The organism is Oceanobacillus piezotolerans, assembly GCF_003665065.1.
Taxonomy (GTDB): domain Bacteria; phylum Bacillota; class Bacilli; order Bacillales; family Amphibacillaceae; genus Oceanobacillus; species Oceanobacillus piezotolerans.
Genome location: NZ_RCHR01000002.1, coordinates 472,985 through 487,708, shown reverse-complemented (window position 1 = coordinate 487,708; position 14,724 = coordinate 472,985). Strand labels below are relative to the sequence as shown.

Sequence of the window (14,724 nt, the reverse complement as noted above, 5' to 3'; positions counted from 1 at the left end):
ACTATAGAGAGGGCGGAAAAAAGTGATTAAAACAAATGAACAAAAGAAAACAGATGAATTAATACAGCAAATTACTGATTATGTGCTAGATAAAGAGATAACTAGTGAAGAAGCATTTTCTACAGCACAATATGTCTTAATGGATACATTAGGTTGCGGCATTCTCGCACTCAACTATCCGGAGTGTACTAAACTTCTAGGGCCAATCGTGCCTGACACTATTGTTCCAAATGGTACGCGTATACCTGGTACAAGTTATGTGCTTGATCCAATACAAGGAGCTTTTAATATTGGAGCAATGATTCGTTGGCTGGATTACAATGATACGTGGCTTGCTGCAGAATGGGGTCATCCTTCTGATAACTTGGGAGGAATTCTCGCTGTCGCAGATTACATAAGTCGTGAGCGGATAAGCAAGCAACAAGAACCATTAACAATGAGAGATGTGTTGGAAGCCATGATCAAGGCGCATGAAATCCAAGGTGTGCTAGCTTTAGAGAACAGCTTAAATCGTGTTGGACTCGATCATGTGCTATTTGTGAAAATTGCTACGACAGCAGTAGTTACCAAAATGCTTGGTGGTGGCCGGGAAGAAATTAACAATGCATTAACGAATGCATGGATTGATAATTCCAGTCTGCGAACCTATCGTCATGCACCTAATACTGGATCCCGTAAATCATGGGCCGCGGGCGATGCGACGAGTAGAGGTGTGCGTTTAGCGATGATGGCTATGAAGGGAGAAATGGGATACCAAACTGCATTAAGTGCAGAAGGATGGGGATTCCAAGATGTGTTATTTAAAGGGAACACTTTAACTCTCGCACGTCCTTTAGATAGTTATGTAATGGAAAATGTATTATTTAAAGTTTCTTACCCAGCAGAATTCCATGCGCAAACTGCTGCAGAAGCTGCGGTTAAATTGCATCCAGAAGTATTGGAGCGTATCGATGAAATTGATTCAATTACGATAACTACTCATGAATCAGCCATTCGCATTATTGATAAGAAAGGTCCACTCTATAATCCAGCTGACCGTGATCATTGTATTCAGTACATTACTGCTATTGGGTTATTGAAGGGGAATATCACTGCAGAAGATTATGAGGATGAAGTAGCACAGGATCCAAGAATAGATGCGCTTAGAGATAAAATGATTGTTACGGAAAATAAACAGTATACCGAGGATTATCTTGATCGAAATAAACGCTCTATTGCCAATGCAGTTCAAGTATTTTTTAAAGATGGAAGCGTAACGGAAAAGGTTGAAATAGAATATCCATTAGGGCACCGTTTCAGAAGGGATGAGGCAATTCCTCAGATTAAGGATAAGCTATCGCTGAACCTTGCAACACAGTATACAGAAAAGCAGAGGAAGAAAATAGAGAAAGTGTCCTTTGATTACGAAGAACTATCAGCAATGAACGTAAATGATTATGTAGAATTGTATATTAAATGATTGGCATATTTTGAAGCTTCTAGAACAAGATAAATAGCTGTAAACATATTTCAGAAAAGTAAGTAAATCAGGAGGGAGATTCCCTCCCTGGTTTTACATAATAAGGAGGAAACCAAATGGCATGGATTGTTGATGAACCGTTAACACAAGTACAATTAGCAGATAAATTTAAGGAACTAATACAATTAGATGAGATCTTACAAATTCCTGGTGCCCATGATGCCATGGCTGGTCTAGTGGCAAAAAATGTAGGCTTCAAAGCTCTCTATTTGTCAGGTGGGGCTTATACAGCTAGTCGCGGATTACCAGACCTAGGGATTGTTACCTCCACTGAAGTGGCCGAACGTGCAAAAGATATTATACGTGCAACCAATTTACCCGTACTTGTGGACATTGACACAGGTTTTGGCGGGGTACTCAATGTTGTCCGAACGGCAAGAGAAATGGTAGAGGCGAATGTAGCAGCGGTGCAAATAGAAGATCAGCAATTGCCGAAGAAATGTGGACATTTAAATGGGAAGCAGCTTGTTTCCACTGAAGAAATGGTGCAAAAAATAACCGCAATCAAAGAGGTCGCACCCACATTAGTGATTGTTGCAAGAACAGATGCAAGAGCCGTTGAGGGAATGGAAGCAGCATTGGAAAGAGCACAAGCCTATATTGATGCTGGTGCGGATGCTATTTTCCCAGAAGCTTTAGAAACGGATGAAGAATTTCGGGTTTTCTCTACTAAAATAAGGGAACCTTTATTAGCGAATATGACTGAATTTGGGAAAACACCATATATCAGTGCTAAGGAATTTGAAGATATGGGCTTTAGAATGGTTATCTATCCAGTTACATCGCTTCGAGTGGCTGCTAAGGCATATGAGAGGGTCTTTAATCTGATTAAAGAAAAAGGTTCTCAGAAAGATGCTGTTCAGGATATGCAGACGAGGAAGGAACTCTATGAGACGATTTCTTATCATGATTTTGAGGGATTGGATGAGGGGATTGCTAGGACGGTGTTGGGGGATGGAAACTAGACTTGAGAAAACGATGAGACATAAAAAACATTATCTTATAGAAACCTAAAAGGAATTAATGGTTAATATTTACGAGTTTATTTGCTGATATGTAAGTTCCTTATTGCGGAGCTAACTTCTTCAATTTTGTAATCTTTATTTTACACAAAAATTAATCACCTTTATAAGGGAAGGTAGGCATGACATCATTGCGGGTATGCGGCGCTCCATACTACCAAATGCTTTGCAAAAAAGTCATACTTACGATATTAAAGAGTTTCTAATTTGTGAATAACGTTTACTTTTTTGGGTTAAATTTAATGCGAAGTATATAGGAGTGGTAGCCTCACCTACAAATTTGGTGGGCACCACTCTAATTTACTTTAAGTCATTAAGTTACTACCAACCTCTTTCGATAATATTTAAAACAGTGTTCAAAAATAATACTTGAGTTTAAATTTGTGTAGTGTTAAAATTATAATTATAAAAAGATTTATATTTATCTGACTAATAAACACGTCATTTTACACACTTACCATTACTAATTGTAAAAATGGGAGGTATTTGCATGTTGAAAGAAATATCTAGTTATGCAGAAAGGTTAAAAGTAGAATTACTTGATTTTATGGAGGAGTATATTTATCCTGCAGAAAAAGAAGTGGAAGAATATTTAGAAAATCCAGAGAACCGTTGGACAATACCACCAATTATAGAAGAATTGAAACAAAAGGCAAAAAGCCAAGGATTATGGAATCTTTTCTATGCTGATGATAATTATGGCAAAGGTTTAACGAATTATGAATATGCATATCTCTGTGAAATTATGGGACGATCCTTAATAGCTCCAGAAATCTTTAATTGCAATGCACCTGATACTGGAAATATGGAAGTATTGATTAAGTATGGTAACGAAGAACAAAAGCAAGAATGGTTAACCCCATTATTGGAAGGAGAAATTCGATCTATCTTTTCGATGACAGAACCCACTATTGCTTCTTCTGATGCTACGAATATCCAAACAGAAATTATTCGTGTAGGTAACGAATATGTGATTAATGGAAAAAAGTGGTGGTCGACAGGTGCAATCGATCCAAGATGTAAAATAGCAATTGTAATGGGTAAAACAGACCCTAGTGCAGAACCGCATAAACAGCAGTCAATGATTTTGGTTCCAATGGATACTCCAGGGATAGAAATAAAACGCCCATTAAAAGTATTCGGTTATGACCATGCCCCAACAGGTCATGCTGAAGTACATTATAATAACGTTCGAGTACCGATATCAAACCTGCTATTAGGAGAGGGAAGAGGATTTGAAATCGCTCAAGGCAGATTGGGACCTGGAAGAATTCACCATGCAATGCGTGGAATTGGTCAAGCAGAACGTGCTTTGGATTTATTAATTGATCGCGCAGAAGAAAGAGAGGCATTTGGTTCCAAACTAATCGATAAAGATGTAATCCGTGTACAAATTGCAGAAAGCAGACTAGAGATTGAACAAGCAAGATTATTAACTCTGAGTACTGCACATAAGATTGATCAATATGGTGCGAAGGCAGCGCGCAAAGAGATTGCGATGATAAAAATTGCTGTTCCTAGAGTAGCATTAAATGTAATTGATCGTGCAATTGAAGTCCACGGAGGCGGAGGAGTTTCACAGGACTTCCCGTTAGCAGAACATTATGCACATGCAAGAACATTACGAATTGTGGATGGACCTGATCAAGTTCATATACGTGATATTGCAAAATTGGAAATTCGCGAAAGAAGAAAAAACAAAAGTATAAAATTATGATGAATCGAATTCAAGTGATAACACAAAAGGAACTAGTAGCACCGGAAAGATTAGAAAGGTCAATTGTTATTGTAATTGATGTTTTCCTAGCTACATCTTCTATTATATTTCTCCTCGATAAGGGTTATGGACCTATCTATTCAGCAGAAAATAGTAATGAAGCAATTTCTTATTTTAAGAAATTAAAACAAAATGCCTTATTATTAGGAGAAGAAAATGGAAAGAGAATAGAAGGATTTGATTATACAGATGTAACGAACTTATCACATATCTCTGTGCAAAAGCCGGTTATTATTTGTTCAACAAATGGAACACGAGCGATAAAATTGGCGAAATATGCAAATAGATTAGTTTTATCTTCTATTATTAATGGACCAACTGTTGGGGGTTATCTTCGCAATAATATGGAAGATCGTTCTATTGTTATTATTTGCTCTGGTAATGCGGGTCACTTCTCAATGGAAGATATGGTAGGAGCAGGACAATTAATAGATTGTCTTATAAAACTTAATAAATATTCTTTATCAGATTCTAGTCGAGTTGCACATCAGTTGTTTCTACAATCAAAAGAACAACAATATCAAAATTTATATGAATCTGAAACGGCAAAATTATTAATTAAGATGGGATACGGAGAGGAAATAAGATACATCATCAACCATATAGGAAAAGTAAATGTTGTCCCAATGTATAAGCAGGGTTCAATCGTCTCTGTTAAGACAGAGGAAGCATTCTAGTTTGCTATGTTTTTATGAAACCTTTACATGCAAATAATAAATTATCACACAGAGTTTTATGATGAAGATATAGTAACTACCAAGGAAAATAGATCTTAAGTCTACTGACTAGTTGAAAGTTTTTGAGTGAGGGGAGAATAAACTTGAAAGTTGGAGTGATCGGTTCTGGAATAATGGGGAATGGTATTGCACAAGTATTTGCAACGAGTGGTTTCGAAGTAGTTTTGGTTGATGTAAACGGAGAACTGCTGGAAAAAGCAAAACAAACTATTACAAAGAGTCTTGGTAAGATTTTAGGAAAGCAAGGAAAGGAAAATGAAGTAGAGGATGTTCTAAACCGTTTAACATTCACAACGGATAAAGGCCAATTTAAAGATGCTGATTTAGTTGTGGAAGCGATTACAAATCTATAACTGAAATGGCTTCAGTAACAAATCGGCCTGATAAAGTATGTGGTTTACACTTCTTTAACCCTGCTCCAATTATGAGATTGGTTGAAGTTGTGAAGGGTGGAAGCTTCGGAGGAAACAATGGCAAAGTCCATTGAAATTACAGAGCGAATTAATAAGAAAGGAATTATTGTAGAAGATTCACCGTTATTTGTCGTTAATCGAATTTTAGTACCTATGATTTGTGAAGCAATATTTGTATTAGGGGAAGGAATTGCATCACGAGAAGATATTGATGAAGGGATGAAACTAGGAGCAAATCACCCAATTGGACCGTTGAAGTTAGCCGATTTAGTAGGATTAGATACTTTACTGCATGTTCAAGAATCGCTTTTCAATGAAACGGGTGATTCTAAATATAGAGTACCATACTTATTGAAGAAATTAGTGCGTGCAGGACATTATGGAATGAAGACAGGAAAAGGTTTCTACGAGTACTAAGTATAGGAATGATTACAACTGCGGATGGGTACATACTATAAAAAAGTATGTACTACTTTTTCAACAAGAGATTAACTTTTAGGGCTAAGGTGTTGGAAATGATGATTGATATTTTTAAACATGAAGGTGTCACATGTGTGAAAGCAGCGGTGAGTAAAGATGGAGTCTCTGTTTATATTTACTTGGTAGATGGAATGTTAATTGACACAGGACCTCAAATTCTAGAGAAAGAGCTAATTACTTTCTATAATCAATATGAGTTTGATTTAGTTACGTTGACACATAGTCATGAGGACCATACAGGGACAGCATCCTGGATAGAACATAATAAAAATGTCCCAATTTATATCCATCCAAAAGGAATTCCTAAGTGTGAAGAAAATGGTAATTATCCAGAATACCGCCAAATTGCATGGGGAATTCGGAGAGCATTCCATCCTCAACCTTTAGGAGAAAAAATACATTCTAAAAATTTGAAGTGGGAAGTCATTTATACTCCAGGTCACGCGGATGATCACGTCGCTTTATTGGATAAAGAGAATGGCCGGTTATTTTCTGGAGATATGTATGTTTTACCAACAGTAAAAGTAATAATGAGTTCAGAATCTATTCCGCAAATAATCCATTCTATCAACAAGCTTTTGAGCTTGGAATTTAAAATAATGTACTGTTCCCATGCTGGTTACTTGCTTAATGGCAGGAAAGCGTTAGAAGAGAAATTAGAAAATTTACTAGATATATATGCTACGGTTTCGGATTTGTATGAAAAAGGGTATTCTAATTCCGAAATCGATCAAACATTATTTAGAAAGAGATATAAAATAGAAGAATTATCAAATGGTGAATACGGTTCAGCCAACATTGTAAACTCTATTGTGTCTGACCTCCAAAGATATAATTAATAATTTTAGATTCTATTCATAAAGTAATCATAGTTGTTAGCAAAAAAGTTAATTTGAGGTGAAGTAAATGAGTGATTTGAATAGGGAATTCCTACTAGTTAACCGACCAAGTGGAATGCCAACGGATGAAAATTTTCAATTAAGAACAAGCCCAATTCCAGGCATAAGTGATGGTGAAGTTTTAGTTCAAACGATTTATTTATCGGTTGATCCGTATATGAGGGGCAGAATGAGTGGGATAAAGACATATACATCACCATTTGAGTTGAACAAGGTGTTAACTGCCGGTGTGGTTGGTAGAGTTATAGATTCAAAAAATAATGAATTTCAAATGGGCGAAATAGTAGAGGGAAGGTTGAATTGGGCTGATTACTCTGTAACAAGTGGAAAGGGGCTTAGAAAAGTTGATCCTAATCTTGCTCCAATTTCAACAGCACTAGGAGTAGTAGGGATGCCTGGGCTAACCGCTTACTTTGGTTTACTTGATATTGGTAAGCCAAAAGAAGGAGAGACTGTTGTTGTATCAGGTTCGGCGGGAGCGGTTGGTACCGTAGTAGGTCAAATTGCTAAAATTTATGGCTGTCGTGTAGTTGGAATCACCGGTTCAGATGAAAAAAATGCATACTTAAAGAATGAACTAGATTTTGATGCAACGATAAACTATAAAAAGGAAAACGTCAAAGAAGCTTTAAAAGAAAAAAGTCCAAATGGTGTAGATGTTTATTTTGATAATGTTGGTGGAGAGATCTCGGATGCGGTAATGCGTTTACTAAATTTCCAAGCTAGAATTGTTGTTTGTGGAGTTATTTCAGAATATAACAATACAGAGGCAGCCTATGGTCCTCGTATCCAGCGCTTCTTACTTAATCGAAGTGCATTAATGAAAGCGTACATTGTAAGTGATTATTATGAACGTTTTAATGAAGGGTATGAACAGCTTGGGAAATGGGTGAAAGAAGGAAAATTAACCTATCGGGAAAATATTATAGATGGATTAGAAAATGCACCACAAGCTTTTATTGGGTTATTTCATGGGGAAAATATAGGAAAACAATTAGTAAAAGTCTGTGAAGAAGACAAGTTATAGTTTTTATAAGAGGCTTAAAGGTTAAAAAAATTTTGCTTAAAATTGTTGGAATATAAATAAAATATGGAAGATTATAATTATATTAATCAAATTTAGAAATTATCAGTAAGATTTTAAAGTGATTCAGTTATTAATTCAAAAACGGAGGTTATGTCCATGACATTTGAAATGAATGAAAAAACAAAAGCATTAAGAGCACAATTAATTGATTTTATGGATGAGTATATTTATCCAAATGAAAGTGTTTATGAGAAACAACTTAATGAGGGAGATACACGCTGGGAAGTACCGCCTATTATAGAGGAGTTGAAAGAAAAAGCAAAGCAAGCAGGGTTATGGAATCTATTCCTACAAAGCGATGAACATGGTCCTGGTTTAAGTAACTTGGAATATGCTCCACTTAAAGAAATAATGGGACGCTCCTTAATTGCACCGGAAGTGTTTAATTGTTCTGCACCAGATACTGGAAATATGGAATTGCTCGAACAATATGCTTCTCATGAACAGAAAAAAAAATGGTTGAAACCACTATTAGAAGGTGAAATTCGCTCAGCATATGTAATGACAGAACCGGATGTGGCCTCCTCTGATGCGACTAATATTCAAACTAGCATTGTAAGGGACGGTGATGAATACGTTATTAATGGCCGGAAATGGTGGATATCAGGAATAAAAGATCCACGTTGTAAGATTATGATTCTAATGGGTAAAACCAATCCAAATGCAGATAGACATAAACAACAATCGATGATTCTTATTCCTGTTGGTACTCCAGGAGTAGAAGTAAAAGATTATCTGCCAATGTATGGCTATGATGATGCTCCAAGCGGACATGCTGTTGTTGAATTTAATAATGTCCGTGTGCCTGTATCCAATATGATCCTTGGTGAAGGTAGAGGGTTTGAAATTGCACAAGGCAGACTAGGACCTGGTCGTATTCATCATTGCATGAGATTAATTGGTATGGCAGAACGTTCGTTGGAATTATTGTGTAAACGGGCAAATGAGCGTGTAGCCTTTGGTAAGAAGGTTTCTGAACAAGGAGTTATCCGTAATTGGATTGCTGAATCTAGAATTGAAATTGACCAAGCTCGTCTCCTAACATTAAATGCAGCACATATGATGGATACAGTTGGAAATAAGATTGCAAGAAAAGAAATTGCCATGATTAAAGTAATTGTTCCAAATATGGCTCTTAAAGTAATTGACCGTGCAGTACAAGTACATGGTGGCGGTGGAGTAAGTGATGTTTTTCCATTGGCAAGACTTTGGGCCCATGCTCGTCACCTACGTTTAGCAGATGGACCAGATGAAGTACATGTTGAAACAGTTGCCAAATTAGAATTAAGAAGACAAGCTGAAATAGCAAAAGATCTACCAACTGTTACGGTTTAAATAGAATAACTACTTAAGCCTCCTTCTTTCATAAATCCTGAAATAAAGGAGGCTTTCATATAGATAGAATTAGAAGGAGGATTTTATGAATAGAGTTTGTGAACTATTAGAAATAGAATTTCCGATTATAGAAGGCGGACTTGCATATGTAGGAAATGGATTATTAGCAGCAGCTGTATCAGAAGGAGGTGGGTTTGGCCAGGTCGGTTCAGCAGGACGGACAGTTGATAATTTCGAACAACAAATTTTAATAGCAGCAGAAGCAACTTCTAAACCATTTGGCGTCAATATCCCAATTAGTCAACACACTGATTTCACGCCTTATTTTGAAGTCATACGTAAACATAGAAACCTTATTCAAGCAGTTAGTCTTGGAGCAGGAAATCCAAAACCATTAATCCCTGTTATAAAGGAGATGGGATTAAGGATTTTAGTACTAACTTCTACTGCATTTCATTCAGCTAAAGCTGAAAGTCTTGGTGCGGATATTATCGTTTGTGAAGGATATGAAGCAGGAGGAAGTAATGGCCCATCGGAATTATCAACTTTTACATTAATACCGCAAGTCAAACGTGCAGTATCGATTCCTGTTGTTGCAGCGGGTGGAATTGTAGATGGGCGAAGTTTGGCATCTGCCATATTATTGGGAGCGGATGGTGTTCAATTGGGTACGAGATTTGTTGCGACAACAGAATGTGAAGCACATGATAATTTCAAAGCAGCCATTCTACAAGCAAAAGACGTGTCAACAGAGATTATGACGCGAATTTTAAAAGGTCCAATACGAGTATTAAAAAATGAGTACTCAAAAAAAGTACAAGAGGCAGAAAAAGAAAATGGAACACTGGAAACTATCCTTCCATTGGTTCGGGGCAAGTACAATGGATTGGCTATGTTTGAAGGAGAGATCTCAGAAGGTTTTATGAGCTGTGGTCAGGTTGCAAGTTTAATAGATGAGATTGAAAGTGCCGAGGAAATTGTAAAAAGAATGGCAAGGGAAGCGAAAGAAGTATTAAATAGTCCAGTATCGATTTAATAGAATTCAAAGATAGTAAAGTATCGAGCCGTCTCTCCAGATAATTTTATTATTGCTTCACAAACGGAGAAAACTTGGCATATATCTATCGTCTTGCCACTATATTTTATAATACGTTTCTACAAAAACAATTTCTTAAGGAGATGTGTTCATGATAGTAATTCAGCTTTCATCAATGCATTTTTTATACAATGAATAATAGATAAGAATACTGTTATCATTCTTTAATGATTTTTCAATATGATAGGAGGAAAAAATTATATGGTAAGCAAGGATATTCGTCAAATTAGTGTAATAGGATCAGGCGCAATGGGTTCACAAATCGCTATGGTTTCTGCATTAGCTGGATTTGAAGTTTACTTGCAGGATGTAAGTGAGGAAAGTTTACAAAAGGCTGAGCACTCTTTACAGGGTCATTTGAATAGGAAGATCTCTAAGGGAAAGTTATCTAATAAAGAAGTAGAAAATGCATTTTCGCGTTTACATTTCGTTACATCTCTTGAAGAGGCAGTTCAAACGACAGACTTCGTAATAGAAGCTATTGTTGAAAAATTAGATACAAAGAGACAGGTGTTTAGTGAAGTAGATAAAATAGCTCCTGAGCATGCCATTATTGCTACCAATAGCTCCACCATTGTGAGTTCGAAAATCGCAGATGCAACTAATCGTCCAGATAGAGTATGTAATTTACATTTCTTTAATCCAGTACTAGTAATGGAACTTGTTGAAGTTGTAAAAGGGCCACATACATCAGATGAAACTGCTAATACTGCAGTTCAATTAGTAAAGGAAATCAATAAAGTCCCTATTTTACTTAAGAAAGAAATCTCAGGTTTTGTTGCCAATAGATTGCTAGGAAAACTAACAGATGAAGCTATTTATTTATATGAGAATGGTATTGCTTCTTTTGAGGAAATCGATTTAGCTGCTACTAAGGCACTTAACCATCCAATCGGACCATTTGCATTAATGGACTTAACTGGTATCGATGTAAATTACTATATTTATCAGCAAAGATATGCAGAAACTGGAGACAAAAACGATAAACCTTCTAAAACACTTACAGATAAGTACGAAAAAGGAGAATTTGGAAGGAAAACAGGGAAAGGTTTTTATGATTATAGTAAATAATTCTTTATGCTTAATTTTAATATCGATATAAATAACAAATAAAAGCCTTGTTTTTAATTATAGCTCGTAATATATAAATCTATTCTAAAATAAGGTGGTGGTATTTTATGGCTGAAACAGAAGGACAAATCATTTGGGAGCCGACGAAGGAATGGAAGGAAAAGACGGTTTTAAGAAAATATATGAAATGGCTTCAGGAAAATAAGGGATTAGATTTTCATAGCTACAATGAGTTATGGAAATGGTCTGTTTATGATCTTGAAAATTTTTGGGAATCTATCTGGAAGTATTGTGATATACAGTGCAATCAATCATATAGTAATGTTCTATCCGAAAGAAACATGCCTGGTTCAGAATGGTTTAGTGGGTCTATGTTAAATTATACAGAAAATATATTTTCAAATTTCCAAGAAAATAAGAGGGCAATATTTTTTAGATCAGAAACAGTAGAAAAACGAGAATATACATGGAAGGAACTAAAGGAACAAGTAGCTTCGGTCGCCTTTCATTTAAGGAAATTAGGTGTGAATAAAGGAGACAGAGTTGTTTCTTATATGCCGAATATACCAGAAGCTGTAATTGCCCTTTTGGCTACCGCGAGTATTGGTGCTATTTGGTCAAGTTGCTCTCCTGATTTTGGGTTAACTAGTGTGATTGATCGATTTAAACAAATAGAGCCTGTTGTATTATTTGCTGTGGATGGTTATCAATACAATGGAAAAACGTATGATAGAACTTCCGTTGTTTCTAAACTGCAATCTGAACTTTCTACCATCAAGTACACCATACATGTACCATATTTGAACAAAGACAAAAAAGAAGAACTCACTAATACCATATCTTGGGATAGTATCGTAAAGGATCAAGTTTTACTTCAGTATGAAAGTGTCCCATTTAATCATCCGCTTTGGGTAGTATATTCTTCAGGTACTACGGGAATGCCAAAGCCAATTGTTCAAGGACATGGGGGAATTATTTTAGAACATAAGAAAACAATGACCATCCAAAACAATTTAACACCAAATGATACAGCATATTGGTTTACTTCGACTGGATGGGTTATGTGGAATATGTTAGTAGGATCTTTGTTTTCTGGCGCTGGTATTGTTCTATATGATGGGAGTCCTTCATATCCAGATATAAATACGTTATGGAAATTGGCAGAGGATGCAGAAATTACTTCTTTTGGAACAAGTGCTCCATATTTAGTGAATTGTATGAAAATGAATCTAGAGCCTGGAAAAAATTATGATCTTTCTACTTTAAAGTCAATTGTTTCTACAGGTGCTCCATTAACAAGTGAGACATTTAAATGGGTTTATAAGAATGTAAAACGTGATATTTGGTTATGTTCCTCTAGTGGCGGTACAGATGTTAACACAGGGTTTGTAGGTGGTGTTTCTATTGATCCCGTTAAAATAGGTAAAATTCAAGGGCGATTATTAGGTGTTCATGCGGAAAGTTTTGATGAAGATGGTAACGTATTGACCAATGAAGTTGGAGAATTGGTTATCACGAAACCAATGCCGTCTATGCCGTTGTACTTTTGGAATGATAAAGAGAATAAGCGATACGAAGAAAGCTACTTCGATACTTATCCGGGTATTTGGAAACATGGGGACTGGATAAAGATTGATGAAGAGGGCAGTTGTATTATTTATGGGAGATCCGATTCAACGATTAATCGTTCTGGAGTTCGAATTGGAACGAGTGATATTTACCGTGTAATTGAGGGATTGGTTGAAATAGTTGAAGGATTAGCTATAGACCTAGAAGTTATAGGGAGAAGTAATTCCTTGATATATTTTGTAGTTCTTAAACAGGGTCAACTGGATTATGAACTTAAAAACAAAATTAGAGAAGAAATAAGAATGAATTTATCTCCTCGCTTTATGCCAGATGAAATTTATCAAGTTGAACAAATACCAAAAACATTAAATGGGAAAAAATTAGAAGTTCCTATAAGAAAAATGCTGTTGGGATTTGATTTCAATAAGGTAATCAATCCAGATTCTATGCAAAATCCGGAATCCTTAGAGCCTTTTAAAGAGCTAGCTAGAGATATGAAGTATAAGTCTACTAACCTATTTAAATAATTTTTTTAGAAGGGGATATTGATGAAAATACCCAAAGAAATGAAAGCTGCACGCTTTTATAAAGTAAAAGAGCCATTAAAAATTGACACAGTTCCTGTGCCTGAAATAAAAGAAGATGAAGTCCTAGTAGAGATAAAAAGCGTAGGATTATGTGGATCAGATATTCATATGGTTTATGAAGGAGATATGGTTCCTGTTCATCATCCTATTATTATTGGACATGAACCTTCGGGAATTATTGCATCTAAAGGAAAGGCAGTGGATAATTGGGAAGTTGGAACAAGGGTTTCGGTTTATCCGGTCATTTACTGCGGGTCTTGTAAAAACTGTATTGCTGGTCATAGTGAAATTTGCTTTAACCTACAAGTGCTCGGGGTACATCGGGATGGGGGATTAGCCGAATATCTAGCTATTCCAGCAAAGAATTTATTGAAATTACCTGATAATATCCCATATCATATCGGTTCCATTGTTACAGATGCGGTTGCAACCCCATTTCATGCCTTAATTGAACGTGCGCAACTTCAAATTGGGGAATCAGTCGCCATTTATGGAGTTGGTGGACTGGGATTGCATGCGGTTCAAATAGCTAGAATGGCTGGAGCTAAGCAAATTATAGCTATTGATATACAGGATAAGCAATTAGAGAAAGCGAAAGAAGTTGGAGCTGATATTGTCATCAACCCGTTGTATGAGTCTCCAGTGGAAGTAATTAAAAAACATACTGGACATGGTGTGGATGTGGCAGCAGAATTTATTGGAAAGAAAGAAACAGTTTCTAAGGCTGCCAACTCTCTGATTACAGGAGGAAGGCTAGTCGTATCTGGTGTAGGCTATGAATCGGTCGAACTAATGTCTATAGTCCGTTATGTCAGGAAGCAATTAACCTTTTATGGTTCCTTTGGACATACGAAAAATACTGTTCAACAGCTAATCAATCTAGTTTCTAATAAAAGATTATTTCTTGAAGAATCAATTACACATGAATTTCAGTTAGAAGAAGTGAATACTGCTTTAGAGTATTTGTATAAGAAAATTGATGCCCCCACTAGGATACTAATCAATATATAACATTATCTAATAGAAAATCACCTTGAGCAGGGTGAATCTTAAGGGATTTTAAATGTTTTGTCTAATACAGTGATTTAAACTTAGAATGGATTAAAATAAAATTTGACTTAAACTATTATTT

The 14,724-nt window shown here is 36.0% G+C and carries 11 protein-coding genes and 1 pseudogene; all 12 read left to right on the top strand.

The window, feature by feature from the left end; all coding sequences use genetic code 11:
• The first annotated feature begins 22 nt into the window (after nucleotides 1-22).
• The 12 genes and pseudogenes from D8M04_RS06680 to D8M04_RS06625 all read left to right on the top strand — a co-directional run bounded on the left by D8M04_RS06680 (nucleotide 23) and on the right by D8M04_RS06625 (nucleotide 14,603).
• Complete coding sequence (locus D8M04_RS06680) at nucleotides 23-1,459, top strand: bifunctional 2-methylcitrate dehydratase/aconitate hydratase (RefSeq protein WP_121522129.1); 1,437 nt, start codon at nucleotides 23-25, stop codon at nucleotides 1,457-1,459.
• 116 nt (nucleotides 1,460-1,575) lie between these two features.
• Nucleotides 1,576-2,484 (top strand): methylisocitrate lyase, encoded by a 909-nt coding sequence (prpB, locus tag D8M04_RS06675; protein ID WP_121522128.1) that lies wholly within the window; start codon nucleotides 1,576-1,578, stop codon nucleotides 2,482-2,484.
• 547 nt (nucleotides 2,485-3,031) lie between these two features.
• Entirely contained in the window at nucleotides 3,032-4,258 is a 1,227-nt protein-coding gene (locus D8M04_RS06670) for an acyl-CoA dehydrogenase family protein (protein ID WP_121522127.1), read from the top strand.
• The gene (locus tag D8M04_RS06665; RefSeq protein ID WP_121522126.1) at nucleotides 4,255-4,995 is read left to right on the top strand and encodes a 2-phosphosulfolactate phosphatase; all 741 of its coding nucleotides are present in this window, start codon (nucleotides 4,255-4,257) and stop codon (nucleotides 4,993-4,995) included. Before D8M04_RS06670 ends, D8M04_RS06665 begins: the two co-directional genes overlap by 4 nt.
• A gap of 137 nt (nucleotides 4,996-5,132) precedes the next feature.
• Nucleotides 5,133-5,885 (top strand): annotated as a pseudogene (locus tag D8M04_RS06660) (3-hydroxyacyl-CoA dehydrogenase family protein).
• Between the two features lie 101 nt (nucleotides 5,886-5,986).
• Nucleotides 5,987-6,787, top strand: coding sequence for an MBL fold metallo-hydrolase (locus tag D8M04_RS06655; RefSeq protein WP_121522125.1), 801 nt, complete (start codon nucleotides 5,987-5,989; stop codon nucleotides 6,785-6,787).
• 67 nt (nucleotides 6,788-6,854) lie between these two features.
• Complete coding sequence (locus tag D8M04_RS06650) at nucleotides 6,855-7,874, top strand: NADP-dependent oxidoreductase (protein ID WP_187695414.1); 1,020 nt, start codon at nucleotides 6,855-6,857, stop codon at nucleotides 7,872-7,874.
• Nucleotides 7,875-8,030: 156 nt separating this feature from the next.
• A complete protein-coding gene (locus tag D8M04_RS06645; protein WP_121522124.1) occupies nucleotides 8,031-9,269 on the top strand; it encodes an acyl-CoA dehydrogenase family protein in 1,239 nt (412 codons plus the stop codon).
• 85 nt (nucleotides 9,270-9,354) lie between these two features.
• Nucleotides 9,355-10,305 carry an NAD(P)H-dependent flavin oxidoreductase gene (locus D8M04_RS06640; protein ID WP_121522123.1) on the top strand — a complete coding sequence of 317 codons (951 nt, stop codon included), beginning with the start codon at nucleotides 9,355-9,357 and terminating at the stop codon, nucleotides 10,303-10,305.
• Between the two features lie 261 nt (nucleotides 10,306-10,566).
• Entirely contained in the window at nucleotides 10,567-11,436 is an 870-nt protein-coding gene (locus tag D8M04_RS06635) for a 3-hydroxyacyl-CoA dehydrogenase family protein (protein ID WP_121522122.1), read from the top strand.
• Nucleotides 11,437-11,543: 107 nt separating this feature from the next.
• On the top strand, nucleotides 11,544-13,532 hold the full coding sequence (locus D8M04_RS06630; RefSeq protein WP_121522121.1) for an acetoacetate--CoA ligase: 1,989 nt from the start codon (nucleotides 11,544-11,546) through the stop codon (nucleotides 13,530-13,532).
• Between the two features lie 21 nt (nucleotides 13,533-13,553).
• The gene (locus D8M04_RS06625; RefSeq protein WP_121522120.1) at nucleotides 13,554-14,603 is read left to right on the top strand and encodes a zinc-dependent alcohol dehydrogenase; all 1,050 of its coding nucleotides are present in this window, start codon (nucleotides 13,554-13,556) and stop codon (nucleotides 14,601-14,603) included.
• Nucleotides 14,604-14,724 lie beyond the last annotated feature (121 nt).